This window comes from Providencia sp. 2024EL-00732 (genome assembly GCF_044006275.1).
Classification (GTDB): Bacteria; Pseudomonadota; Gammaproteobacteria; order Enterobacterales; family Enterobacteriaceae; genus Providencia; species Providencia huashanensis.
Genome location: NZ_JBIPDG010000007.1, coordinates 25,996 through 51,205 on the forward strand (window position 1 = coordinate 25,996; position 25,210 = coordinate 51,205).

The window sequence follows — 25,210 nt, forward strand, 5'->3', positions numbered from 1 at the left end:
TACGTGCGATTATTTTCACAACTAAGTTGGTATTTTTTGAGCGAATGGAAGCGCTATTTTGGCGCAGTTTGCTTTTTAATTATTATTGCAATTCTACAACTGGTTCCGCCGCGCATCGTGGGTGTCGTGGTTGATGGCATAAGTAAAGATACTATGCCTAAAAAACAGTTGGTGACATATATCTTATTAATGCTGCTTATTGCATTGGTTGTTTATGGCCTGAGGTACGTTTGGCGACTATGGCTATTTGGGGCATCTTATAAGCTGGCAGTTCAATTGCGCCAAAAATTTTATCGACAATTAAGCTTACAAAATCAACAGTTTTATCTTAAATATCGAACTGGGGATCTAATCGCTCGTACAACAAATGATGTGGATCGTGTGGTATTTGCTGCTGGAGAGGGGGTTTTAACGCTAGTAGACTCATTGGTTATGGGGTGTGCAGTATTAATCATGATGAGCGTTGAAATTAGTTGGCAGCTCACATTGCTTGCGCTTATTCCGATGCCGATCATGGCAATGGTTATTAAGCGTTACGGCGATCAGCTCCATCATCGTTTCAAGCACGCTCAAGGTGCGTTTTCATCTTTGAACAATCACGCACAAGAGAGCTTAACCAGTATTCGTATGATCAAAGCGTTTGGCCTTGAAGATCATCAGTCGAATCAATTTGAACAAGTGGCAACGGAAGCGGGGCGTCGTAATATGCATGTTGCGAAAGTCGATGCTCGTTTTGATCCAACAATTTTTTTAGCGATAGGCATGGCAAATTTGCTCGCTATTGGTGGCGGAAGTTGGATGGTGCTAAATGGCACTTTGACTTTAGGTGAGTTAACTAGTTTCGTGATGTATTTAGGGTTGATGATTTGGCCAATGTTAGCCCTTGCTTGGATGTTTAACATTGTCGAACGAGGAAGTGCGGCTTACAGCCGTATCTTAAGTTTATTAAATGAGCCTCTCGTTATTCAAGATGGTTCCCATTCATTACAGCCTGAAAAAGGGCCGTTGGATGTGAACATAATAAGGTTTAGTTACCCAGAAACAACGCGAGTCGCATTACATGATATTCAATTTAACCTGCAACCAGGGCAGTTTTTAGGTATCTGTGGGCCAACGGGGGCGGGGAAATCAACATTGCTGGCATTATTACAACGTCAGTTTGATATCACTGAAGGGGCTATTTGTTATCAAGGGCAGCCCTTGTCTGAAGTATTACTAGATGAATGGCGCGCAAGGCTATCGGTAGTAAACCAATCTCCATTTTTATTTTCAGAAACTGTCGCAGGGAATATTGCTCTAGGAAGACCAGAAGCTAGCCAAGAAGAAATAGAGCAGGCGGCTCGGATTGCTTGTGTACATGATGATATTTTACGTCTGCCTGAGGGGTACTTAACCCAAGTCGGTGAGCGTGGAGTGATGCTTTCTGGAGGGCAAAAGCAACGGATCTCAATAGCACGGGCTATCTTACAAAATGCAGAAATACTTATATTGGATGATGCGCTTTCAGCAGTAGATGGGCAAACAGAGTTTACTATTTTGCAAAATTTAAGCCGCTGGCGACAAGGGCGAACCTTAATTATTAGTGCTCATCGCTTATCTGCATTGGTTGAAGCAGACAATATTATAGTGTTATCCCAAGGAGCTATGGTTATTCAAGGTAGGCATGAGGCGTTAATTAGCCAGACTGGTTGGTATAAAGATATGTATCATTATCAACAAATTGAAGCTGCTTTGGATGGTGATTTATGAGCCAGAAAAAACCACTTTGGCCAGCATTGAAGCGCTTATTATCTTATGGCAAAGCATACCGGGGTACAATGGGAATTGCCATTGCTATGCTATGGTTAGCCGCGATTGCAGAGGTCAGTGGGCCGCTATTGATCAGTTATTTTATTGATAATATGGTCGCGAAAAAGCAAATCATTATGCCATTGACGTTATATATGGCTATTGGCTTTATATTGCTTCAAGTTATTGCTGCGTTATTACATTATTATCAGATTATTTTATTTAACAAAGCATCAGTGGGGGTTGTGCAAACATTACGAACTGATGTGATGAATGCTGCCTTGCGACAGCCACTAAGTGCATTTGATAAACAGCCTGTTGGCCAGCTAATTTCACGAGTGACTAATGATACCGAGGTGATTAAAGACCTGTTTGTCATGGTCGTGCCAACGGTTTTTCGCAGTTTAGCACTGATTTGTGCCATGTTAGTTGCGATGTTTTCATTAGAATGGAGAATGGCATCTATTGCTGTGATGATTTTCCCTGCTGTATTTGTGGTGATGATTGTTTATCAGAGGTTGAGCACACCGATAGTACGTCGTGTTAGGTCTTACCTTGCTGATATTAACAACGGTTTTAATGAAGTGATTAATGGAATGACCGTTATTCAGCAGTTTCTACAGCAAGCAAGGTTCGGGGCAAAAATGCAAGAGGTCAACCAAGACCACTATTTTGCACGGATGAAAGCTTTAAAATTAGATGGTTTGTTACTAAGACCATTACTGAGTTTATTTTCTGCATCAGTATTGTGTGGGTTGTTACTACTGTTTGGGTTTGAAGGAACAACGACGATTGGTGTTGGTGTTTTATATGCATTTATTAATTATTTGGGGCGATTAAACGAACCATTAATTGAATTAACCTCTCAACAATCCATGTTACAGCAAGCGGTTGTATCAGGTGAGCGAGTTTTTGAATTAATGGATAGCCCACAACAGGGTTATGGCGAAAGCCTTGTCCCATTGCAAGGTGGCTCAATTACCATTAACCACCTATCTTTTGCCTATCGTAATGACAAAATAGTGTTGCAAGATATCAACTTACACGTACCTGATAATAATTTTATAGCTTTAGTTGGTCACACAGGAAGTGGTAAAAGTACTATTGCTAATTTAATTATGGGTTATTACCCATGGCAAAAAGGTGAGATCCTATTAGATGGGCGAGATTTAAATTCATTGTCTCACCATGTATTAAGAAATGGTATTGCGATGGTACAGCAAGACCCTGTCGTACTTGCAGCTTCATTTTTTGACAATGTGGCGCTTGGGCGTGATATTAATCAAGAGAAAGTCTGGGATGTTCTTGAAATTGTTCAACTTGCAGAGTTAGTTCGCACTTTACCTGAGGGGTTAGACACAGTATTAGGTGAACAAGGAAATACCTTATCTGTAGGTCAAAGGCAGTTATTAGCGATGGCTAGGGTGCTGGTGGTGACCCCGAAAATTTTAATCCTAGATGAAGCAACTGCAAATATAGATTCAGGGACAGAGCAAGCGATACAAAAAGCGCTTCGAGTGATCCGTCAACATACAACACTGGTGGTGATTGCCCATCGTTTATCAACGATAGTTGATGCCGACCAAGTTGTTGTGTTACATCGTGGTGCAATTGTTGAGCAAGGTCAACATCTACAACTTTTACAACAAAAAGGGCGTTATTATCAAATGTACCAGTTACAACAAGTTGGGGAGTCGTTGAATGCCCTCAGTGATGCTGAAAAAGAAGTTGTAACCAGTTAATTATTCTGCACCATTATAATGCACACCTTAAAACCACTCAGCCGAGTGGTTTTTTATTTTGTCTTTTCTTTTTGATTTTTAAGCAAAAAAACATTTTGGCATAAGTTTTGCTCTGACGTCAGTACTGCTCGCTAAATTGAGTGGGTTATTGGTATGACTTATAGGAGTAAATATGAAATACATCATCGCAATTATTAAGCCATTTAAATTAGATGAGGTTCGAGAAGCGCTGTCTGATGTTGGTATTCAAGGGCTTACCATTACTGAAGTTAGGGGGTTTGGGCGGCAAAAAGGGCACGCAGAGTTATATAGAGGAGCTGAATATACTGTTGATTTTTTGCCCAAAGTACGAATGGAAATAGCGGTGTTAGATGAACAGTTAGAGCAGGTCATTGAGACCATTGAGGGTGTTGCTTGTACCGGACAGGTAGGGGACGGAAAAATATTTGTTTTGCCTCTAGAGCAAGCTGTACGGATCCGTACGGGTGAAAAACAAGATGAAGCACTGTAGGAGAATGACGATGCGTAAATGGTTCCTAGTCGTATATATATGGGTATTAATGGGTTTTCCAATGAGCGTGTTTGCTTCGCCAAAAGAAGTCGATAAAGCCGATAATGCTTTTATGATGATAGCTACTGCATTGGTTATTTTTATGATTGTACCGGGTATTGCACTGTTTTATGGCGGGTTATTAAGAAGTAAAAATGTGCTTTCTTTAATGGCGCAAACAACGGTGATCTTTGCATTGGTATCTGTTATTTGGATTGTTTATGGTTATAGTTTGGCTTTTAGTGAAGGAAATGCTTTTTTTGGTGGTTTTAACCAAGTGTTACTTAAAAACATTTCAGTAGAAAGTTTATCCGGTTCAATTCCCCAGTTTGTGCATGTGGCGTTTCAAGGTGCATTTGCATGTTTAACTGTTGCATTAGTTGTTGGCGCATTAGGAGAACGCATTAAATTTTCTGCCATTCTCATTTTTACCGTTATTTGGACTACATTTGCTTACTTACCTATGGCTCACATGGTCTGGGGAGGCGGTATTCTTTCTCAAGATGGTGCGCTTGATTTTGCAGGGGGCACTGTTGTACACATTAATGCCGCTGTTGCAGGTTTAGTTGGTGCTTACTTACTTGGGCATCGAACAGGATTAGGAAAGGAAGCAATTAAACCTCATAACTTACCGATGGTATTTATGGGGACATCTATTTTATTTGTTGGGTGGTTTGGCTTCAATGCAGGGTCGGCGGGAAGTGCAGATGGTATTGCTGCTCTGGCATTTATCAATACGATTGCGGCAGCGGCTGGAGCAATCCTGTCTTGGACATTTGCCGAGTGGATTTTTAGGGATAAGCCCTCATTGTTAGGTGCTTGCTCTGGTTGCTTAGCGGGGTTGGTTGGTGTGACTCCTGCCGCAGGAACTGTCGGGGTTGGTGGGGCGCTAATCATCGGTTTGCTTTCTGGGATCGCCGGCTTATGGGGCGTGGTCATTCTTAAACGTTGGTTAAAAGTAGATGATGTTTGTGATGTTTTTGGTGTTCATGGGGTCTGCGGTATCTTAGGGTGCTTGTTGACAGGGGTATTTACTGCCAGCACATTAGGCGGAAGTGGTTATGCAGAAGGAATTACTATGATGAAACAAGTTGGTATTCAAGCTGTTAGCATTTTAGTCTGTGTGGTTTGGACTGCGATTGTTGCCTTTATTGCTTTTAAGATAGCAGCTAAAACATTCGGTCTAAGAATTACAGTAGAGAAAGAAAGGGAAGGTTTAGATATAACTTCTCATGGTGAAAGTGCTTACAATTAAACAAGTACGGCACGATATGATAATGCTGAAAACAGGATAAATACTGTGTTCTATTCGAATTGATAATGGCAGTTTATTGTTTGCTGCCATTACCTTTTCTTTTTTAGTCTGTAAGTATTCACTTACTTTTTTACTGCGGATTAACGAGGTTGCCTGTGACGTATCACACCTTCTTGAACCGCTGTTGCGACTAGCTCCCCTTGGGGACTATAGATTTGGCCTTTTACAAAACCTCTCCCACCTGATGCCGAAGGGCTTTCTACGGCATATAACAACCAATCATCAATCTTAAATGGGCGATGAAACCACATTGAGTGGTCGATAGTCGCTACTTGTAAGTCGCGTTCCATAAATCCTCGACCGTGTGGCTGTAAAGCGGCAGGTAAAAAGTTATAGTCAGAAGCATAGCCAAGTAAATAGCTATGTAGTGAGGGTAAGTCGGGCAGTTGCCCTTTGGCTTTAAACCAAATATAGCGAAATGGCTCCTGAGGTGGTGCATCAAATGGGCTATAAAATTCCACTGGACGGAACTCAAAAGGCGTTGGGCGAAGGGCGTATTTCTTAACTGATTCGGGGAGTTGATCCGCTAAGCGCTGTATAATATCGTCTTGAGAAATTAATTTTTCTGGTGGTGGGACGTCTGGCATTAGGTTTTGATGATTATAGCCTGTTTCCTCAGACTGGAATGAGGCAGTCATAAAGAAGATTGGTTTTCCATTTTGGATAGCACTGACACGTCGGGCGCTGAAGCTTCCACCATCACGCAGTATCTCAACATCGTAGATAATAGGGCGCGAGCTATCACCAGGGCGTAGAAAATAGCTATGGAAAGAGTTAATAGCTCTATCTTCTGGTATGGTTTGCTTCGCAGCATACATAGCTTGTCCGACAACTTGTCCGCCAAAAACTTGTGGTAAACCAAGGTCTTCACTTTGTCCTCGAAAAATACCTTCTTCAATCTTTTCAAGCTCAATTAGGCTAATTAAGTTCTTTAATTCTGGGCTCATAGTTATCTTCGGTTCACTTGGACATAATTAGATATTGGTATTTTCCCATTATTTACTTTAAATAGGTAGGATGATTGTGCGTAGAAAATTTTAATTCACTTAATGTTACATTTTGAAATATTAATTTATTATTTTATTTATATTGGTTATACTTCACCCTATTCCCATATCTAAAAATGATGTGTTTATTTCTCTACCATAAATGTTTTAAATAAAACATAGGCTTACAGGTAATATCTATGAGTTTCTTTCGCCATATAGTTAGCTTATTGGTCGTTTTGACGTTGATTGGCTGTGAAGGGAATAGCACAAAGCCAAGCGCAAAAACACTTAATGCTAAAAGTAGCCACAATAACCAAATGGTTGATTCAGGGAAAATTGAAGGGCGAGTGGTGATTTTGCAAGATTCTGTTTTACCAGAAAGTGCGATTGTCACGGTAACTCTTGCAGATACATCTGTTGTAGATCTGCCTGCATTGATATTATCGCAGAAATATTACAATTCATTGAATAATCGACCGACAATTCCATTTGAGCTAACTTATCTCAAAAATGAAGTTAGACAAGAGGGTACCCTGACCGTCAATGCGACGATTAAAGCTGACGGGAAGCTATTATACATTGCTGATTCTGATGCTGAAGTTATCAATAATGGTATAACTAAAGATGTAGAGTTGCTGATGGTACCAGCGAACTAATTTGATGGCAGCTAATTTTCAGTATTCTATCTCTTATGTTGGTTCTTGTGTAATAAACCAGCACTTGGCTGTGGCTTTCTTGCTATTTTAGTGACTATCAAGCATAATGCCCCTGCTTTGAAAGAAGCAATCAATGGGGGCTCTGTTGGTTCTCCCGCAACGCTAACTTGTTAACTTGGTCAGGTCCGGAAGGAAGCAGCCATAGCAGGGGTCGTGTGTGCCGGGATGTCGCTGGCAGGGCTCCCACCCAATTTATCCCACTGCTTTCATCTAAACTAGAAAAAATCCCCTTATTTTTATATCAAATTAATTGGCTAGTTTTGTGTTCTGTATTTAATTGTATTTATAAATATGAAGTTTATTTTTATTCTTTAAAATAATATCTAATATTAAAATAGAATAAAGTTAAAAATATCGCATTAATTGTTAATTATAATGGTGATAAAAAACAGAAGGCAGGGAAATTAGAAATAAAAAACCTACTAGCACTATATTAGTGCTAAAAATAAAATTGTATTAAGTTCAGCCGATAAGTGGATTTACCGGCTATAACCATTCACTATCTGCGCGTGTTAATACAGTATTATCTAACAAACTTCCATACAGAAGGTGGAATTTTATCGTAGAGCTTATTCATAGTGAGTTCAGCAAGACGATGATCTGCCGCTGAGTAGAATAACTCTAGTTCATCATCAGATAGTTCATACTTGTTTTTTTCAATGACACGCTCAAGTGTTTCAATTGTTGTGCATTTTCTCAAACGCATCAGATAATCAGATTTGGTCATAACGCCCTTTCTTTATATGGAATATAACTTAGTAACATACGATGTTATTGTTTGATTAAAGATAAATAATGATTTTATGTTTTGCTGGTCAGACATTTTAGGTCATCATCCAGCACTGAAACTAGATTTTGATTCATAGTTTCCCAATCTATAATTTCACTTAATGTGATGACTGGGCTACCAAATAAGTCATAAGTCTCATCGAGGTACTCTTCAATTAATGATATAACGAGATTTTCTTTTGGATATTTGATCTTAAATCGCCAGACAAAAGCTGCGATATGTTCAATGAGTTCATTTAGAGCTGCACTTTGTGCAGAGCTTAGATCGTTAATCCAATGTGTATTGGTTTTTTGCAAACTTAAGATAGCGTCTCTATTGAGACTGTTACATAAGTATTTTAGTTCTGCTATATCATGTCTTTTGGGTGAGTATTCATCCATAATCACCTCCGCGGGCGAATCTGACTTTTGCTATGTGTATTGTTATATCAATAATAATGTCACGTTAACTAATTAAAAGCACCTATGTTCAATATACATATATAAAGCAGTAATATATTGAAAAATATAAAGTTATTGCTAGTTCGTTAAGTTTTCGAAGATTATTAATATTATACATAAGTGACATTCGAACACGGACTGGCAGCTTGGACTAGTTTAGCCGCGATATAATAATAGCATTATTATTACATAAGTCACCACCAATCAACTACTTTTTTCATTTTTATTAGTAAGTGACTAAAATAGAGCTATAAATGCTCGACTTAAACTCAATTTTATAAAATGTTTAAATTACGTTTAACCATTTGGTTATTTTAGTACGGCTAATATGAAATGTTTACACAAAAGATGTTATAAAAAGTATTACTCCATTCAGAGTATTTAAATAGTTTAATTTTACCAATGAAATAAGATAATTAAATAAGAAAAAACCTCGACCAAAATTGGGGAGGTTTTTCATGGAGGTAACTTAGAGGTAAAGGTTTAAGGTTACCCCTGGTTTTAAATCAGCCATTTTTACGCCTGAGTTCCAAGTCATTAAATCATTGAGCTTGATACCATGGCGTTTTGCAATACTATAATAGGAATCGCCTTTTCTGACTTTATAGGTTTTCGTTTTACGATTGTTCGCTGCCGATATTGGACTAGAAACTTTTAATGTTTGCCCTGGCATTATCACACTCGCCGTTTTTAACCCATTTAGCTTCTGAATATTTTTGGCTGTGGTATTAAACTTTTTAGCAATACTGGCGACTGATTCCCCTTTACGTACTTTATAAGTCGTAATTTTTGCTCGGTTTTGGCGAGCTGTTGAAATTGCCGTCGGTTGTGCCGTTTTAATTTGTTGATTTTGTATTGCGGCAAGGCGGATGGTTTCTAAAACGTCTTGATCAGATAACGATGTTTTAAATTGCTCCGCTTTTGCTGTTGGTAACATAATATAATGTGGGCCTGTTGGCGATGTGATGCCTCGAGTATAGCCTGAATTATAGGTTTTCACTGATTCTACAGTAAGCCCTGCTAGCTCAGCGGCTTGGGATAGTGTAATTTGCTGGCCTACATCAATTTGAGTTAACGCCCTATTTTTATTACTGGTTGGCAGGTTAACTTGGTACTTTTCTGGGGTTTTCAGCACTTGGCTGAGAGCTAGAATTTTGGGTACGTATTGTTTAGTTTCTTTTGGCAAAGAAAGGGACCAGAAATCAGTCGGCAACCCAGCAGCCTCATTCTTTTTAATAGCATTTAGCACACAACCTTCACCACAATTATACGCAGCTAACGTGAGCTCCCAATCATGGCCAAACATGATATTTAGGTTTTCAAGTAAATCAAATGCAGCTTTAGTTGATGAAACAACATCTCTACGTTCATCAACCCATTGAGTTTGTTTTAGCCCATAAGAACGCGCTGTAATTGGAACGATTTGCCACAGGCCTGCGGCTTTTGCTGGTGAAGTTGCTTTAGGGTTGAAAGAACTTTCAATAATCGGAATTAATGCTAATTCCATCGGCAAGTTACGTTCGTTAATTTCGTCTACGATGAGGTACATATAGGGCTCTGCTCTTAATGCCACATCGTAGACAAAACGTTGTTTGTTTAGGTAACTGTTAGCCATTTCCCTGATTTGTGGGTTATCAGGTATATCCATTTTTAGCTCATCACTGATGTAACCCCAAAGGTCATAATCTACCTTTGGAAGTTGTCTACTTGCTGCTTGGTTGTGAGAGGCAACAGTTTCAATTGTGTGATTGGCTGAAGGTTTGTTCTGCTTAACATTTTTTGGGGCGGTTTGGCATCCTGCCAGCAGAACAATGGCGATAAGTGTCGCGATTTTCTTCATTTTATTCTATTGTTCTTCGTTGCAATGTTTAAAAGTCGAACAATAATACTTATCCCACCCCATGATGACAATCATTAAACTTTAAAATTGATCTTTTAATTGACGTAAAAGGGTAAAAACTGCTCTCAAAGGGGGATTTTGCATATTAATTTCGAGTTTTTTTTGTAATTGTTGATTGTCGCATTGCAAGAAAATATTTATTTTCTTCTCATCTTTCAATAGGGTAGGAACTGTTGCTTGATGTTTGTCACGCATTTGCGTTATTTTTTGTAAATATTGTGTAATCGCTTCATTTTCAGGCCAGATATGGTGAGCAAATTTAAGGTTCGACAAGGTATATTCATGGGCGCAGCATATTAATGTTTCGTCTGGGAGCGCTGCAATTTTTTGAATAGATTGCCACATTTGTTCTGGTGTACCTTCAAAAATACGCCCACAACCAGCCGAAAATAAAGTATCACCGCAAAACAAATAAGGCGCTTGGTAAAAACCAATATGCCCAAGGGTATGCCCAGATAAAGCAATTACTTGGAATTTAAATTGGTTAATAATGACAGTATCACCTTCTTCGACTAATTCTGTTGCACCTTTATTTTCAGTTTCTTTAGGTCCAAAAACAGGTAGCGATGTAAATTTGTTTAAAATGCCTTTTACACCGCCGGTATGGTCATTATGGTGGTGAGTTAAGAGGATAGCGACTGGCGTTAAATGTTGTGCGGTAATTATTTCGAGCACAGGCTCTGCCTCCGCAGGGTCAACAATGATACACTGCTGGTTATCAGCTAAAACCCAAATGTAGTTATCATTTAAAGCTGGGACTCGAATTAACTCCATAACGACCTCGATACTTGTTAATAGGGGAATTTCATGAAGCCTGCACGTATTGATAAAAAGCTCCAAATGCCCGTTAGTTGGTGTGATATTCCTTTTGGAGAGCAATACCGGCAGTCTATAGAAAACCAATTAAGGCCTTGGTGGCCAAAGATATTTGGTTTTCATCTCCTTAAGTTAGGCCATTTAAGTACTGAAATCCAGACCCAAGAGTGCCTAATTTCTCATCAGTTCAATGTTGGGAATAATGACCGGCGGTTTAATCTTATTGCTCAACCGGGGGCGTTGCCCTTTACTGAGAAATCAATTGATGCATGCTTAATGGCTCATTGTTTAGCCTATGATAGCGACCCACATTGGCTTCTAAGGGAGGTCGACCGTGTATTAATTGATGATGGGTGGCTAGTTATTTCAGGGTTTAACCCCTTTAGCTTAGCAGGGTTAGCAAAGTTAGTACCTGTTCTACGTAAACGGCAACCTTATTGTAGCCGGTTTTTTCCTGCTTTAAGGGTATTTGATTGGCTAAGTTTATTAAACTATGAAGTTTTATATCATCGTAATTGTCATGTTATCCCTTGGATGAATTCACACAGACGGATTAATAAACATGGCGGTGGTATAGGGGTACTAAGTGTTATTGTGGCGCGAAAACGGACTTATCCGCTCACGCCAACGCCGTTAAAATTTAAGCAGCCGAAAGTTAAAATAGGCACGGCTTTAGGTGCGGCAAAAGAGCTGAGTGAACGCACTAAAGTTAACCATAATCGTTAATCTTGTGCAGGTTGGTAGCCGGTATCTTCTTTGGTTGGAGATGACGCCGCCGCGCGAGCAAGCTCATCGCATTTTTCGTTTTCTGGGTGACCTGCGTGCCCTTTAACCCAACGCCAGTCGATAGTGTGACGTTGGATAGCTTCATCGAGGCGCTTCCATAAGTCTACATTGACAACAGGAGACTTATCCGCTTTACGCCATTGTCTGCGTTTCCAACCGTGGATCCATTGGGTGATCCCTTGGCGGACGTACTGGCTGTCAGTGGTTAATATGATATCACAAGGCCGTTTCAGTGATTCTAGGGCGACAATAGCCGCAAGTAGTTCCATCCGGTTATTTGTGGTTAAAAAATACCCATCACTCAACGTTTTTTCATGCTGTTGATAACGTAGAACAACACCATATCCCCCCGGGCCAGGGTTACCCAAACAGGAACCGTCCGTGAAAATTTCTACCTGCTTTGTCATTTCTGTTACACTCTATATTATTCGTTCCTTTCTAGTTTGACACAAAAAAACATTATGAGCACGGTGATAACCAGACAAATTGTTCTTGATACTGAAACAACCGGTATGAATAAACTCGGTGTTCATTATGAAGGGCACAATATAATTGAGATTGGTGCAGTTGAAGTGATTAACCGCCGACTCACAGGGCGTAATTTTCATGTGTACATTAAACCCGATCGCTTAGTGGACCCTGAAGCATTTGAAGTGCATGGGATCAGCGATGAGTTTTTGCAAGATAAGCCCGTTTTTGCAGATATTGCGGATGAATTTATTGAATTTATTCGTGGCGCTGAATTAGTCATTCATAATGCCCCCTTCGATATCGGGTTTATGGATCATGAATTTCGTAAGCTCAATAAAGGTATTCCACCAACGGCTGACTTTTGTACGATCACGGACAGCTTGGTTTTAGCTCGTCGCCTTTTCCCCGGAAAGAGAAACAACTTAGATGCATTGTGCGATCGTTATCTAATTGATAACACTAAGCGTACTTTACACGGGGCATTGCTCGATGCGGAGATTTTATCTGACGTCTATTTAGCAATGACGGGTGGGCAAACATCGTTGTCATTTTCGATGGAGTCTGAGTCCGCCGATAATGAGCAAGCCAATGAAATACAAAGAATTGAACGACCGACAACAGGCTTGAAAGTACTCTATGCTTCCGATGAAGAGGTCATTGCCCACGAAGCGCGATTAGACATTGTCGATAAGAAAGGGGGAAAACCTTGTCTTTGGCGGCAGTCTTCTGATGAGGCTGAAAATTTACATTGATATATAGAATGTATTGGTACAAATGATGGCATGCAAATTAAGTGTGCTATTTAAGGCTAAAAACTGCTCAACTGCGCGATTTCCCAAGAAAAAGTATTGACGGGGCTGCAAAGTATTCGTAATATGCTTGGCGTTCCCAGAAGGGAACATCCGGAGCGGTAGTTCAGTTGGTTAGAATACCTGCCTGTCACGCAGGGGGTCGCGGGTTCGAGTCCCGTCCGTTCCGCCAAATATTAAAGCCCTGAGTTTTTAACTCGGGGCTTTTTTTTTGTCTCATCATCTCATCTTGTCAAAATAGTTTTATTTCATTATCAGTTGCTTAACCATCTGTATATTAGACTAAAAAAGTTTAATTTTAGACCTTTGTTCAATCGGATGGAGAGCTGTCACTATCAACTGCGCTGTATCATTGAAAGGCTGAATGACTAAATAGATAACAATCAGTTTATTAATAAGAGCTGTTTTTTAGCAAATGGTTACCTATTTTGTGGTAGGTTAATCAATTTTTTTACTGAAACTATTTTATTTGGTTATTAATTTAATGGGCTAAAATAGGTCGATTTTTATGCTGTATTTGGCGAGTTGAGGGTGTGTACTTTTTATATCATTGATGAATTGTTTCGGTTACGATTGTTATTCTAGTTATTATTTTATTTTTTAAATTCTTCAAAAGAGTAAAATTAACTGAATACATTTTTGATTTACATCAATAAATATATCATACTCGATCTTAACGCTAAATAATGATCTCTTCGTAGAGATTAATCCTTAATACTCATATTATGTGTTATTGTAATAATTTATTTATACATTACATGCCAAATTGTAACAAAATGAAAAATAGTATTAATTTAAATGTCCATTAAATATATTATGTTTTAATTAAAATAATTTTTGCAACTTATTTTACTAATATAAAAAACAATATTTTCACATCAAAAAATAATTTACTTATCACATAGTTACTTATCATTTTTCTACTCTGACTACGTGTTTTATCTGGTGATAAAACTGAAATGTGGTTCATAAAAAACACCTAAATAGAGTTAATCTATTGATTTTCTAACATTGATAGGTTTAAACATTTTTACACGTTTTTTAATCAATTTATATTATTAAGCATAAATTAATAGTCAGAGAATTATTATCAAATAATTTATCCTATTAAATATAAATATATTAATGATTATCATTTATTGAATGATTTTACTTGAATTTTGTCATCGGGAAAATTTTGGAAATGCTTATGGAAGTAAATAACTTAAGTTATTATGCGGGGGTTTTTTTACGAAAGTCCAGAAAAGAAAAAAATCTAACGGGAAAGCAACTAGCAAAGTTAATGCATGTCAGCCAGCAACAAATTTCACGCTATGAAACTGGAAAAACATCTTTGACCATAGATCAACTAAGTCAACTTTTGAATATACTCGATAAAAATTGGGTTGAACTAATAATGTTTGTTCAAAATGAACATGACTTTGATATAAAAATGGCTAAGGAAGAATCTAATAAAAAAAATTACTTGTTAAGTAATTACTTAATGGATAATTTTTTAAATAAAAAATAATAATAAAAATATTTTTTAATTACATTTTTAGTGGTCAAGATTATATTTTATAAAAAACACAACTAAAAGTGTTTTTTATACTATGTAATTTTTATTTGGTATGTATTTAATTTTAATTAGAGAGAATAACAATGTTTAATAAAAGAATATCGTCTGTACTATTATCTGGGATTATTGCTGCTTCTTTTGCTACTGTTGCGAATGCGGATACGCGCACTGCACAAGCGACCGCAACATGGCAAGCAACCGCAATTAAAGATACAACAAGTATGTTAGTTGTTACTCCGTTAAAAAGCCTGACATTTAATTATGCCGAAGGCCAACAAAGTTTTAATCAGCAAAATGGGGCATTTGATGTTGCTATTCAAGGGCAGTCAGGTGCTACAGATTTTAAATTAACCTCAAAAGTGATTGCTAATACATTATCAAGAACTATTGATAACTCCACATTAAAAGTGGGTGTTAAATGGAATGGAACTGACTTAGATACGGCAACGGAGACAACTTTAATTGATGTTGCTGGTGGTTTAACGTCTGGTTTAGATAATTTAGCTGCTGATGGTGTTTATAATGGTTCTGACCGCGCAACAGACCGTGGTGAATTTACATTCGTTATTGCAAGTGCAGAATCTGCAGGTGCGGCAGCTGAATTTAAAGATCTTGCTGATGGCGTTTGGGATGGTGATGTAAAAGTTCAATTTACTGCAAATTGGGAAGGAACTTTTGTTACACCATAAGTTATTTCATTAATTAAATAACAAATCCTTTATTACGATAAAGATAATATAAGGAAATAGTATCTTTATCGTCTTTTATTTGAGTTTTATTATGAAAAAAACAATTCTTGCGCTCATTTTATTATCAATTATTCCACTGAAAAATAGTTTGGCTGTTAATGTTGGGAATATAACAGAAATTATTTCTTCTGAAGAAAACACCTTGTCAAAGGAAATTGAAAATACGGTCGATGCAGCAAGGTTGGTAAATTTAAGCATTGAAAAAATAGATTCTCCTTTAGAGAATGGAAAAGTTATTCCCGTTAATGACCCTAATGAGATATTGTCAACACCAGCGAATATTATTCTTCCGGGCAAAGCAAGAGACATATTTAAAATTATTTATAATGGTCCTAAAGATGATCAAGAACGTTACTACCGATTAAATTGGAAAGATGACCCAATAAGTGAAAGCGGAATAACGAAAAGTTCAAAATCAGCCTCTGCAACAACATCAGCGACGATAAGCACGATACTTGTTGTCGCTCCTAGGGTGGAAAACTTTCGATATCAATATGAAAAGTACCAAGTTGCTAATTTAGGAAATACTTCTTTCCGTGTTGTTGCATCTGGCCCTTGCTTAACAGAAAAAATAACTTTTGGAATTGAAGGTATATGTCGAGAGCGTTATTACTTGATGCCAAACTTGGCAGTGAAACTTCAATTAGTCAATGTAAATAATAAAAAAACAAGTATTGGTATTTGGCACAAAGGGAATTTCATTGTTGTCAAATAGCAGGGTTAGGGCTTAATTATGCATAAAAGTATTATTACGTTATCAATAATAAGCTTTATTTTTTCAAATGCTATTTATGCTAGGGACATAAAGCGTATTAAAGTTGGAGGGTATATTATTCCTCCTGCTTTTGTTATTGCGTTGGAAGAAGGTATGTCTGTCCCTGTATTTTTACGTCTAAATAGCGATATAGAGAAGAATCAAAGTGAAGATAAGATAGCAGATGCTATTATAGTTGTAGAACAAGGAAAGATTAAGCTTGCGAACATTCATTTAGTTGATGCTAGTCAAGGACCAAAATTAAACCAATTATTAATTGAAAAATTAGAAAGTAAGAAAGAGTCATTCTTCAATGAGACAAATAATATTGAAGTTGATAAAAATGCATGGTTACAACTCGATGTATCCTCATTTAATCTATCTTTAGATGTGGATAGTGATGCATTTGCTCCTCAGGAAAAAATACGCCAATTTTCTCTTGGAAATTCGTCTGTTGATGCTTTCTCTTCCGTTGTTAATTATGACTTCGGTATTTTTCAGAGTCAGATAAAAAAAGGTAAAAATTCATCTAGTAGTTATTTTAATTTAGATACCCTATTTGCGATCGCAGAGCATCATATCAATATTAATGCTTCGGCGTACAGTATTGGAAAGTCAAACTCTAATACTGAGCTCTATCGAGCAATGTATGAGCGTGATTTTAATGGGTTACGCTTCGCTCTTGGGTTAATGAGTACATGGAACTTACAGTCTATCGCTAGTTTAACAACGTTAAATAGCAGCAAAATTTATGCGGTTTCAGTTGGTAATAATGCTTCGAGTGTCGTGGTCAATTCAAAATATTCGTTAACCCCTATTTACGTCTTTTTGAATAGTCCTGGTGAAGCTCGTATATATCGCGATGGAAAATTATTAAACATTCAAAATTTCCCAATGGGAAGCTTTGAAGTAGACACCAGTATTCTACCATTTGGTATCTATGACGTTACTATTGAAACGGTTGTGGATGGCAAGATTGTGACAACTCAACATCAAACTATTAATAAATCTTTCGGGGGAAGAGGTGTCAATTTTGACAAACTCAACTGGGAGATTTACGGGGGATATGTTGATTTTGATAAGAAGCGTTATGTGAGAGGGAAATACACTCAACGTGAGCCGCTCAAGCAAAGTTATTTATTCGGGGTTTCTGCAGCAAAAAGTTTCCCTGTCTTATCTGGGGTTAACATTCAGATGTCTAATTACGGCTATGATGATTTTTTGATTAATGAAAGTAGCATTAACCTTTCTTTAAATCAGTATATCTCATTGTCTTGGCAGGGGATGTTTGAGAATCATGGTAGTCATCGGAATATTGCTACCCTATCGTCAAGTATTCCTGATGGTTACGGTTCTATTTGGGCATCAAAAGAAAAAGCGGTAGTAAAAGGCGAATTACCTATCTATGACTCAAATAGCTACTCTTACGGTGCAACATTAAATATTGATAAAGTCTTTGAGCGAGCAGGGTCATTTACCATTAGTCGTACAACAGATAAACGTATTGGCGGTGATTCTATCAACTATGAGTATGCAAATACGCTATTTTCAGGCCGCTATGGTACGGTTGGCTTAAGAACAGGCGTACAGCGTTACCACTATGATGACCAAAAAAGTATGAATGAAAAATTTATTAGCCTTGATTTTTCATTACCTTTATCAACATGGTTAAGCACTGGGCTTTCATCAAGTAATGGCAACATGAAAGCAAATATTTATGCTAATAAAAATTTTGAAAATTCGGCAATTACGAATATAGGCGGCTCAGTTTCTAAGTTGGTTAGAGATAAAAATAATGGGGAGTCTGATTTCTCAACCATGGGTTACGCCTCTTATGAAACTAAATATAACTCGGGCATGGTGACTATTAACCGACCTGACAGCAATAGAATAAATGGTAATTTTACCTCAAGAGGTGCTGTTGCATATAGCAATGGAACAGTTATGCCGAGCGGTCAACAAGGGAAGTCGGGTGTTATTATCCATTCGGATATACATGGCGCGGGGAGTATGACAGCTCGTGTTAATGGGCAAAGTTATCCAATTAGTGGTACGAACACATTTATCCCATTATCACCTTATTCTGATTATGACATTCAATTAATGAATGACGCTAAGTCTAAAGATAGTTTTGATATTGTCTCTGGACGAAATAAATCTGTCACTTTATACCCTGGAAATATCGCTTTTTATAAACCAGAGGTCAGGCAATTAGTCACGGTATTTGGTCGCCTTAAATCCCCTGATGGTGAGTTTATAAAATATGCATCAATCCGCAATCATATTGGCCGAACAAAAACAGATCATAATGGCGAATTTTCGATGGATGTCGATATTCGTTACCCCGTTATTTCTCTTTTACAAGAAGATGAGCAAACAATTTGCGAAGCTGATTTGAATTTAGAGGGTGCTAGAGGGGCGTTATGGTTAGGTGATGTAACCTGTGATCCACAGAAAACCGTCGCATTAAGACAATGAGAATTTTATGATAAATAAAATAATGTATACATTACTTCCGGTGTTAGCATTGCTTAGTGGCTTTTATAGTTCCTCTGTCATAGCGATAGCCCTTAGTAATTCCTATGTTTTTATTGAAAATGGGATAGATGATGAATACTTCGTTACTCCCAGATCATTAGACCCACGATTTACAGGGGCGAATAAGTTTTCCCGTTATTCAGCAAAATCACAGGAGAGCTTAGGTTATATGGGGTATACCAATACTGCCATTAGAGCAAACCAAAATGTAGATATTTGGTTTGAAAACTCCCCCATCGACAGCCCGTTTATTGGTAACCGCTGTATGCGTAATTACTGTCATCGTGATAGCGGTTATTGGCCAGCTCAATATATTGGAAAAAACGGTGCATATAAGATAGTGCAATCTGACACCTTAGGTGAAGGCATTTATGCTCGAGGTATATTTAGTGAGTCGACTTACCAATATTTTCAGAAACTCCCTGTTGGTGCGGTTGAGACATATAGTTATCGTGCCTGCATGACAAATATTGATTATGACCCTTCTAAGGGCGAGACCTGCCAAGGAGTCGGTGGAAATATTATTGCTTCTCATGAATTTACGATGACGAAGGCAGGGCATATAAAGTTGAGCTCAACAGGTGCGATGCAAGAGGTTTATATTGATAGCAATGGTAATCCAAGTTTGGGGCCAGGGGCTCAATTTTGCCGGATTGGCATTGTTGCTAATGTGAATGGCTTGATATGCCAAGTTGTTAAGCATGAGACATCAGGGGATATTTTTGCAAATATCTTATTGAGTTTAAAAGTTAACTCAACGTTAATTCCATTTACGCCAGCGGGTGCATCAATAAAAATTGGTCCTGATGATGGGTCAAATATTTGGCGGAATTATAATTCTACTTACGCAGCAAGCACTTATTTCAAAACTTCGAATGATTCCGTATCTATCTTTTTTTCCAATACGTTTTTTAAGCAGTTAATTACGAACAACGTCGATTTTACTAATAGCCAGGATTTCTTTACTTTTTCATTTACTAACCCAGCTGCAGCGCCACAATCGGGATATTATGAATTTACCCCCTCAAATCAGTTAGTGATTAAGCCTCGTGACTATAGTATCAGTATTGTTCCTTCTGATTTTATTCCAAATCCGTCAAAAACAGGTAAAGTTGGAGCCAATGAACCTGCAATTGAGTTTAATTATATTGTAACAACAAGTGGTCCAAGGCAGGCCGACTCAATTACCGCTAGAGTAGAGGGGCCTACGGTTAATGTGAGTGGGCAAGCTTACTGCTTATTTAGTTCGGATGATGATAAGTTCCATGTCCCTTTTCCAGCTTACCTTTCGTTTAAGAACGCATCGGGAGTTGAGGAGTCTTATCGTTCAAGTTGCGATGGCACGGAAGTCTCTATGGATAATGCATTATGGACGGAAACTCCATGGGATATTCCCAATCAAGATTTAGGCTCTTTTTATCGTACCAACTTAGATTTACGGTTCCCAATGAATGATTCAAACTCTTTGTTTACGTTAGATGGTATTGATTGGCTAGGAACGGTATCGGCAAGTGGAACTGTGGCTGTAAAAGCGACTTGGACGGGACCAGATGTACATTTGTAATATTAAGTCGATGCTCCTGTCCGCTAATATAATAATGAAAGTACGTAGAAAACAATTATTCAGTAGCTTGTTGTTACTATTGCTTTTATTTTTTGGAAAGGCATATGCGCTTTATTTGAGTTCGGATATTTCTTCATTAGAACCTAATAATAGTTTTTTTTCAAAACCGTATGTTAATGATACGAAAAAGGTAAATTTATATACTTTTAGTGCTTATCAAATTGATAAACCAAACGAAAAAGAACAAGGAAACGCGATTAAGGATGGGGAAATTATTTTCACTCCATTGAAAAAAGTCCTACTACCAGGAGAACAGGAATATTTTAAAATTTTTTATCGTGGTCAAGAAGATAATAAAGAACGTTACTATAAGATTGTGATTAGTGAAACAGCCCTTGATGTTCAAAGTGATAACAGGCAAAACCGACAATCTTTATTTTATCCAACAGTCAGTTTGGAAACTTACTTTGTGGTAAGGCCTAAAAATATTGATTTTAAATATGAAATAAATAGTGATAGCGGCGTATTGAAAAATACAGGAAATACTTATTTTCGTGTATTGATTCATCAAAGCTGTGAGGTTGATGAAAATGAGGTGCCATTAATGCTGTATCTACTACCTCAGCAAGAGTTTCGTGATAGTAGTATGAAAAAGAAAAGCCGTAAGTATATCGTTATTTTTAATAAATATTATTCAATTGGTAACTGCGAAGGGGCTAAGTAGAGTAAGAAAGCCACTCATCAAGCGGGCTATTTTTCAGTATGGGCCAATGATAAGCCAGAGATTAGCCAGTCTCTGGCTTTTTTCTTATGATTTGAAATATAACCCCTTTTGGAGCCAACCTTGCTTAGGTTTACACTCGGAAGCAGTCGGTAGTTTTTCATACTTTTTTTGCCTAAAACTTTGCCTATTATCACTATTGTGGCAGCTAAATGCTTAAGATGGATAAATCACCTTGATCCCAGACCGTGAACTCAGGTTTAATAAGACTAGTCAATTGCGCAAAAATGTAAGCCCTAAGGGATATTTTGCGCAATGGAATGGATTCAGCTTTGCAGCAGTTTAATTTTTTTCGATCTGCTGCCATGAACATAGCAAATATTGCGGTATGAATGGAATTACGTTACTTTCAATCACTCTGCTCATAATATTCAAGTTGTCATGTGTAAGCTCTTGTGGCTAATGGTATCAGTTAAAAGACTGAAAAAGTTGTTATGCATTGATAAACTGAATGGTTGGTGTGTAGGTGTTAATAGAAGTAGAAGTATTTATATCGCGTTGTAAAAATTGGTTTAAGTACGTTTTTATCCTACCTGGAGTATACTGATGACGACTCGTAAAACCCTTGCTAATGCTATCCGCTTTCTAAGTATGGATGCGGTTCAAAAAGCAAAATCAGGGCATCCTGGCGCGCCAATGGGCATGGCTGATATTGCTGAAGTGCTGTGGCGTGACCATATGAATCATAACCCAGCAGACCCACACTGGGCGAACCGTGACCGCTTTGTATTATCCAATGGTCATGGCTCTATGTTAATTTATAGCTTGTTGCATCTTGCAGGTTATGATTTACCTATTGAAGAGTTAAAAAACTTCCGCCAATTACATTCTAAAACACCGGGTCACCCTGAATATGGTTATACTCCAGGTGTTGAAACTACGACAGGTCCTTTAGGGCAAGGCATTGCAAATGCAGTCGGTTTTGCTATCGCAGAGCGCACATTAGCAGCGCAATTCAACCGTCCTAGCCATGATATTGTTGATCACCATACTTATGTTTTCATGGGTGATGGCTGTATGATGGAAGGTATCTCTCATGAAGCCTGTTCTTTAGCGGGTACTCTCAAATTAAATAAACTGATCGCTTTTTATGACGACAACGGCATCTCGATTGATGGTGAAGTTGAAGGTTGGTTTACTGATGATACAGCAGCACGTTTCGAATCTTATGGCTGGCATGTGATCCGTGATATTGATGGTCACGATGCAGCGCAAATCAATGCGGCTGTTAATGAAGCGAAAAACCAAACAGACAAACCAACGCTGATTATGTGCAAAACCATTATTGGTTTTGGTTCGCCAAATAAAGCGGGTTCTGAGTCTGTCCATGGTGCACCTTTGGGTGATGCAGAAATTGCAGCAACACGTGAAGCATTAGGTTGGAACTACGGCCCATTCGAAATCCCTAAAGATATTTATGAAGCTTGGGACGCGCGTGTTGCAGGTAAAGAAAAACAAAGCGCATGGGATAAAAAATTCGCAGCGTATACCGCTCAGTTCCCTGAGTTAGCGGCTGAGTTTACTCGTCGTATGAACGGTGAATTACCAGCAAACTTTGATGTTGAAGCGAAACAGTTTGTTGAAAACCTACAACAAAACCCAGCGAACATTGCAAGCCGTAAAGCATCACAAAATGCTTTAGAAGCGTTTGGTAAAGTATTACCTGAATTTATGGGTGGGTCTGCGGACTTAGCGCCAAGTAACTTGACCATGTGGTCAGGTTCGAAAGCATTGAATGTTGACCTTGCAGGTAACTACATTCATTACGGTGTACGCGAATTTGGTATGTCAGCTATCATGAATGGTATTGCATTACATGGTGGTTTCATCCCTTACGGTGCAACATTCCTGATGTTTGTTGAATACGCACGTAATGCTGTTCGTATGGCCGCGTTAATGAAAATTCGCAGCATCTTCGTTTATACACATGATTCTATTGGTCTGGGGGAAGACGGTCCAACTCACCAACCAGTTGAACAGTTAGCTAGCCTGCGCGTTACTCCAAACCTCAGCACATGGCGTCCTTGTGACCAAGTTGAATCTGCGGTTGCATGGAAATATGCCATTGAGCGTAAAGATGGCCCAAGCGCACTGATTTTCTCTCGTCAGAATTTAGAGCAACAGCCACGTACTGCTGAGCAACTAGCGAATATCGAGAAAGGTGCTTACATCCTGAAAGATTGCGCGGGCACTCCTGAGCTAATCTTTATTGCGACAGGTTCTGAAGTGGAATTAGCGGTTAAAGCGGCAGAACAACTGTCAGCAGAAGGCCGTAAAGTTCGTGTTGTATCCATGCCTTCTACCGATGCATTCGATAAACAAGATGCGGCTTACCGTGAAGCGGTATTACCTGCAAATGTTAGCGCACGTGTTGCTATTGAAGCTGGTATTGCCGATTACTGGTTCAAATATACAGGCTTAAATGGCGCCATCATCGGTATGCATTCTTTTGGTGAGTCTGCACCGGCTGAAGAGCTATTCAAAGAGTTTGGCATTACCGTAGAAAAAGCGGTTGAAGCGGCTAAGTCTTTATTGAAATAAAAATGTTAAGGAATTAGCAGGGGTTTACGGCTAATTCCGGTTATGTGACTTAACAACGCTTGACGATGAGTTGGGCGTTGTTTTTTTGTGCATGAATATCTGCTTTTCTATTGCGTTCTGTAAATATATCCCTTAATCTAACTCTAGATAAGCTGAAGCGTTTCAGTTGAGTAGCGTAGAATGAAAATTTTTTCAAAAAATGTCGGTTGTAGCACATTTTTGATGTTTGACTGTTAAAATGAGCAGTAGAGTTAATGTGAGTCAGTTATCCTTATGGCCTGCTGAAGTTCTCTGGTTATTTTAGTGACTCACTTCAGGTTTGAATGTAGTAAGTGCTTATGTTTTATACTAAATAGTTAGCAGCTAATGACTTCAAATCACAGGTTTAAATATCATGACTAAAGTCTGTTTACGGGGTAAGTTGAAAATAAACTCACATGCGTCAGCAGTCTTTAGCAACCGTATGATTTTGCTTATATACAAGGTACGCAATGGCTATCAGGGTAGCAATTAATGGCTTTGGCCGAATCGGTCGCAGTGTATTACGGGCGTTATATGAAACTAGCCGCCGAGCCGAAGTTCAAGTTATCGCAATTAATGAACTCGCTGAACCGGAAGGGGTTGCGCACTTGCTAAAGTATGACTCTAGTCATGGGCGGTTTGCGTGGGATGTAAGGCTTAGCGGTGAACTTTTACAGGTTGGTGATGACAACATTCGCTTATTTCACCAAGCCGATATTGGTGAGCTACCTTGGAAAGAATTAGGCATTGATATCGTTCTTGATTGTAGTGGGGTTTATGGCTCGCGGGATGATGGCTTGCAACATTTAACCGCAGGGGCAAAAAAAGTATTATTTTCACACCCCGGTACGGATGACCTTGATGCCACGATCGTGTATGGGGTTAATCATGAAAGCTTAACGGCAAGCGATAACATTGTTTCTAACGCGTCTTGTACGACAAATTGCATTATCCCGATTATCAAATTACTGGATGACAGCTTTGGCATTGAATCGGGCACTGTGACCACTATCCACGCCTCCATGAATGACCAACCCGTTATCGATGCTTATCATAAAGATTTACGCAGAACACGTGCGGCAAGCCAGTCGATTATTCCAGTTGACACCAAATTAGCTGCGGGGATTACCCGTATTTTCCCTAAATTTAAAGATCACTTTGAAGCGATTTCCGTCCGTGTACCCACGACCAATGTGACAGCGATTGATTTGAGTGTTACCGTACATGACGATGTTTGCGTCGAAAAAGTGAACCAACTATTGCGAAGCGCTGCACAAGGGCATTTTCGTGGTATAGTGGACTACACAGAATTACCGCTCGTGTCGATGGATTTTAATCATGACCCGCACAGTGCTATCATTGATGGTACGCAAACGCGAGTTAGCGGAAAACATTTAATTAAAACCCTGGTTTGGTGTGATAACGAATGGGGGTTTGCTAACCGGATGCTAGATACTACACTAGCGATGGCAGCCGTCGGTTTCGGCGAACAGGTTTAAACTAATTGGCTACTGACAGACAACGGACACTATCCTAGATAGCTTCCGCGCAGTAGTTAATAGCAACTTTATAGAGAATCAACAAGAGGATTC

Annotated in this window: 21 protein-coding genes, 1 tRNA gene and 1 other RNA gene; 17 read left to right on the top strand and 6 right to left on the bottom strand. The window is 38.6% G+C overall.

Going from position 1 to position 25,210, the window contains the following annotated elements; translation table 11 throughout:
- The first annotated feature begins 3 nt into the window (after positions 1–3).
- The 4 genes from ACHB7C_RS12460 to amtB all read left to right on the top strand — a co-directional run bounded on the left by ACHB7C_RS12460 (position 4) and on the right by amtB (position 5,335).
- Positions 4–1,749: a SmdA family multidrug ABC transporter permease/ATP-binding protein gene (locus ACHB7C_RS12460; RefSeq protein WP_071547717.1), complete on the top strand. Its 1,746-nt coding sequence runs from the start codon at positions 4–6 to the stop codon at positions 1,747–1,749.
- Positions 1,746–3,530 carry a SmdB family multidrug efflux ABC transporter permease/ATP-binding protein gene (locus ACHB7C_RS12465; protein WP_042846896.1) on the top strand — a complete coding sequence of 595 codons (1,785 nt, stop codon included), beginning with the start codon at positions 1,746–1,748 and terminating at the stop codon, positions 3,528–3,530. The genes ACHB7C_RS12460 and ACHB7C_RS12465 overlap by 4 nt, the downstream gene beginning before the upstream one ends.
- Positions 3,531–3,702: 172 nt before the next feature.
- Positions 3,703–4,041: a P-II family nitrogen regulator gene (locus ACHB7C_RS12470; protein ID WP_042846895.1), complete on the top strand. Its 339-nt coding sequence runs from the start codon at positions 3,703–3,705 to the stop codon at positions 4,039–4,041.
- 10 nt (positions 4,042–4,051) lie between these two features.
- Positions 4,052–5,335 (top strand): ammonium transporter AmtB, encoded by a 1,284-nt coding sequence (gene amtB / locus ACHB7C_RS12475; RefSeq protein WP_042846894.1) that lies wholly within the window; start codon positions 4,052–4,054, stop codon positions 5,333–5,335.
- Positions 5,336–5,475: 140 nt separating this feature from the next.
- On the opposite strand, the gene tesB is transcribed toward amtB, so the two are convergent.
- A complete protein-coding gene (gene tesB, locus ACHB7C_RS12480) occupies positions 5,476–6,342 on the bottom strand; it encodes an acyl-CoA thioesterase II (RefSeq protein WP_042846893.1) in 867 nt (288 codons plus the stop codon).
- Between the two features lie 239 nt (positions 6,343–6,581).
- Here tesB and ACHB7C_RS12485 point away from each other — a divergent pair, with 239 nt between their 5' ends.
- Together ACHB7C_RS12485 and ffs are read left to right on the top strand one after the other, a co-directional pair.
- Positions 6,582–7,040 (top strand): YbaY family lipoprotein, encoded by a 459-nt coding sequence (locus tag ACHB7C_RS12485; protein WP_166685880.1) that lies wholly within the window; start codon positions 6,582–6,584, stop codon positions 7,038–7,040.
- Positions 7,041–7,183: 143 nt separating this feature from the next.
- Positions 7,184–7,280: signal recognition particle sRNA small type (gene ffs, locus ACHB7C_RS12490), an RNA gene on the top strand.
- A gap of 343 nt (positions 7,281–7,623) precedes the next feature.
- Here ffs and ACHB7C_RS12495 read toward each other — a convergent pair.
- From ACHB7C_RS12495 to gloB, 4 genes are all read right to left on the bottom strand, one after another.
- Positions 7,624–7,827 carry an HHA domain-containing protein gene (locus tag ACHB7C_RS12495; RefSeq protein ID WP_042846891.1) on the bottom strand — a complete coding sequence of 68 codons (204 nt, stop codon included), beginning with the start codon at positions 7,825–7,827 and terminating at the stop codon, positions 7,624–7,626.
- Between the two features lie 74 nt (positions 7,828–7,901).
- Positions 7,902–8,270 (bottom strand): Hha toxicity modulator TomB, encoded by a 369-nt coding sequence (gene tomB / locus ACHB7C_RS12500; protein WP_042846890.1) that lies wholly within the window; start codon positions 8,268–8,270, stop codon positions 7,902–7,904.
- Positions 8,271–8,799: 529 nt separating this feature from the next.
- Positions 8,800–10,170: a murein transglycosylase D gene (mltD, locus tag ACHB7C_RS12505; protein WP_048608373.1), complete on the bottom strand. Its 1,371-nt coding sequence runs from the start codon at positions 10,168–10,170 to the stop codon at positions 8,800–8,802.
- An 81-nt stretch (positions 10,171–10,251) separates the two neighbouring features.
- Positions 10,252–11,004: a hydroxyacylglutathione hydrolase gene (gloB, locus tag ACHB7C_RS12510; protein ID WP_042846888.1), complete on the bottom strand. Its 753-nt coding sequence runs from the start codon at positions 11,002–11,004 to the stop codon at positions 10,252–10,254.
- A 33-nt stretch (positions 11,005–11,037) separates the two neighbouring features.
- Here gloB and ACHB7C_RS12515 point away from each other — a divergent pair, with 33 nt between their 5' ends.
- Positions 11,038–11,772, top strand: coding sequence for a class I SAM-dependent methyltransferase (locus ACHB7C_RS12515; RefSeq protein WP_210856240.1), 735 nt, complete (start codon positions 11,038–11,040; stop codon positions 11,770–11,772).
- On the opposite strand, the gene rnhA is transcribed toward ACHB7C_RS12515, so the two are convergent.
- Positions 11,769–12,239, bottom strand: coding sequence for a ribonuclease HI (rnhA, locus tag ACHB7C_RS12520; RefSeq protein WP_042846886.1), 471 nt, complete (start codon positions 12,237–12,239; stop codon positions 11,769–11,771). The genes ACHB7C_RS12515 and rnhA overlap by 4 nt on opposite strands.
- 54 nt (positions 12,240–12,293) lie before the next feature.
- Here rnhA and dnaQ point away from each other — a divergent pair, with 54 nt between their 5' ends.
- From dnaQ to epd, 10 genes are all read left to right on the top strand, one after another.
- The gene (dnaQ, locus tag ACHB7C_RS12525; protein WP_042846885.1) at positions 12,294–13,055 is read left to right on the top strand and encodes a DNA polymerase III subunit epsilon; all 762 of its coding nucleotides are present in this window, start codon (positions 12,294–12,296) and stop codon (positions 13,053–13,055) included.
- 152 nt (positions 13,056–13,207) lie between these two features.
- Positions 13,208–13,284 (top strand) — tRNA-Asp (locus ACHB7C_RS12530).
- Positions 13,285–14,301: 1,017 nt separating this feature from the next.
- Positions 14,302–14,622 carry a helix-turn-helix transcriptional regulator gene (locus ACHB7C_RS12535; RefSeq protein ID WP_042846884.1) on the top strand — a complete coding sequence of 107 codons (321 nt, stop codon included), beginning with the start codon at positions 14,302–14,304 and terminating at the stop codon, positions 14,620–14,622.
- A 131-nt stretch (positions 14,623–14,753) separates the two neighbouring features.
- A complete protein-coding gene (locus ACHB7C_RS12540; RefSeq protein WP_395347482.1) occupies positions 14,754–15,359 on the top strand; it encodes a common pilus major fimbrillin subunit EcpA in 606 nt (201 codons plus the stop codon).
- 91 nt (positions 15,360–15,450) lie between these two features.
- Positions 15,451–16,134, top strand: a complete 684-nt coding sequence (locus ACHB7C_RS12545) for a hypothetical protein (RefSeq protein ID WP_048608337.1) — start codon at positions 15,451–15,453, stop codon at positions 16,132–16,134.
- A gap of 18 nt (positions 16,135–16,152) precedes the next feature.
- Positions 16,153–18,651, top strand: a complete 2,499-nt coding sequence (locus ACHB7C_RS12550) for a TcfC E-set like domain-containing protein (RefSeq protein ID WP_166685883.1) — start codon at positions 16,153–16,155, stop codon at positions 18,649–18,651.
- A gap of 7 nt (positions 18,652–18,658) precedes the next feature.
- Positions 18,659–20,275 carry a fimbrial protein gene (locus ACHB7C_RS12555; RefSeq protein ID WP_349483907.1) on the top strand — a complete coding sequence of 539 codons (1,617 nt, stop codon included), beginning with the start codon at positions 18,659–18,661 and terminating at the stop codon, positions 20,273–20,275.
- Positions 20,276–20,309: 34 nt separating this feature from the next.
- Positions 20,310–20,999: a hypothetical protein gene (locus ACHB7C_RS12560; RefSeq protein WP_042847024.1), complete on the top strand. Its 690-nt coding sequence runs from the start codon at positions 20,310–20,312 to the stop codon at positions 20,997–20,999.
- A gap of 603 nt (positions 21,000–21,602) precedes the next feature.
- The gene (gene tkt, locus ACHB7C_RS12565; RefSeq protein ID WP_042846880.1) at positions 21,603–23,597 is read left to right on the top strand and encodes a transketolase; all 1,995 of its coding nucleotides are present in this window, start codon (positions 21,603–21,605) and stop codon (positions 23,595–23,597) included.
- Between the two features lie 491 nt (positions 23,598–24,088).
- The gene (gene epd / locus ACHB7C_RS12570) at positions 24,089–25,117 is read left to right on the top strand and encodes an erythrose-4-phosphate dehydrogenase (RefSeq protein WP_042846879.1); all 1,029 of its coding nucleotides are present in this window, start codon (positions 24,089–24,091) and stop codon (positions 25,115–25,117) included.
- The last annotated feature ends 93 nt before the right edge of the window (positions 25,118–25,210 follow it).

What these genes read in the sequence shown, in the direction of transcription:
- tomB (WP_042846890.1), bottom strand. Translation starts at nt 8,270, where the DNA reads ATGGATGAATACTCACCCAAAAGACATGATATAGCAGAACTAAAATAC.
- ACHB7C_RS12465 (WP_042846896.1), top strand. Translation starts at nt 1,746, where the DNA reads ATGAGCCAGAAAAAACCACTTTGGCCAGCATTGAAGCGCTTATTATCT.
- dnaQ (WP_042846885.1), top strand. Translation starts at nt 12,294, where the DNA reads ATGAGCACGGTGATAACCAGACAAATTGTTCTTGATACTGAAACAACC.
- ACHB7C_RS12550 (WP_166685883.1), top strand. Translation starts at nt 16,153, where the DNA reads ATGCATAAAAGTATTATTACGTTATCAATAATAAGCTTTATTTTTTCA.
- ACHB7C_RS12555 (WP_349483907.1), top strand. Translation starts at nt 18,659, where the DNA reads ATGATAAATAAAATAATGTATACATTACTTCCGGTGTTAGCATTGCTT.
- ACHB7C_RS12495 (WP_042846891.1), bottom strand. Translation starts at nt 7,827, where the DNA reads ATGACCAAATCTGATTATCTGATGCGTTTGAGAAAATGCACAACAATT.
- ACHB7C_RS12560 (WP_042847024.1), top strand. Translation starts at nt 20,310, where the DNA reads ATGAAAGTACGTAGAAAACAATTATTCAGTAGCTTGTTGTTACTATTG.
- ACHB7C_RS12470 (WP_042846895.1), top strand. Translation starts at nt 3,703, where the DNA reads ATGAAATACATCATCGCAATTATTAAGCCATTTAAATTAGATGAGGTT.
- tkt (WP_042846880.1), top strand. Translation starts at nt 21,603, where the DNA reads ATGACGACTCGTAAAACCCTTGCTAATGCTATCCGCTTTCTAAGTATG.
- ACHB7C_RS12545 (WP_048608337.1), top strand. Translation starts at nt 15,451, where the DNA reads ATGAAAAAAACAATTCTTGCGCTCATTTTATTATCAATTATTCCACTG.
- epd (WP_042846879.1), top strand. Translation starts at nt 24,089, where the DNA reads ATGGCTATCAGGGTAGCAATTAATGGCTTTGGCCGAATCGGTCGCAGT.
- mltD (WP_048608373.1), bottom strand. Translation starts at nt 10,170, where the DNA reads ATGAAGAAAATCGCGACACTTATCGCCATTGTTCTGCTGGCAGGATGC.
- tesB (WP_042846893.1), bottom strand. Translation starts at nt 6,342, where the DNA reads ATGAGCCCAGAATTAAAGAACTTAATTAGCCTAATTGAGCTTGAAAAG.
- gloB (WP_042846888.1), bottom strand. Translation starts at nt 11,004, where the DNA reads ATGGAGTTAATTCGAGTCCCAGCTTTAAATGATAACTACATTTGGGTT.
- ACHB7C_RS12540 (WP_395347482.1), top strand. Translation starts at nt 14,754, where the DNA reads ATGTTTAATAAAAGAATATCGTCTGTACTATTATCTGGGATTATTGCT.
- ACHB7C_RS12535 (WP_042846884.1), top strand. Translation starts at nt 14,302, where the DNA reads ATGGAAGTAAATAACTTAAGTTATTATGCGGGGGTTTTTTTACGAAAG.
- amtB (WP_042846894.1), top strand. Translation starts at nt 4,052, where the DNA reads ATGCGTAAATGGTTCCTAGTCGTATATATATGGGTATTAATGGGTTTT.
- ACHB7C_RS12485 (WP_166685880.1), top strand. Translation starts at nt 6,582, where the DNA reads ATGAGTTTCTTTCGCCATATAGTTAGCTTATTGGTCGTTTTGACGTTG.
- ACHB7C_RS12515 (WP_210856240.1), top strand. Translation starts at nt 11,038, where the DNA reads ATGAAGCCTGCACGTATTGATAAAAAGCTCCAAATGCCCGTTAGTTGG.
- rnhA (WP_042846886.1), bottom strand. Translation starts at nt 12,239, where the DNA reads ATGACAAAGCAGGTAGAAATTTTCACGGACGGTTCCTGTTTGGGTAAC.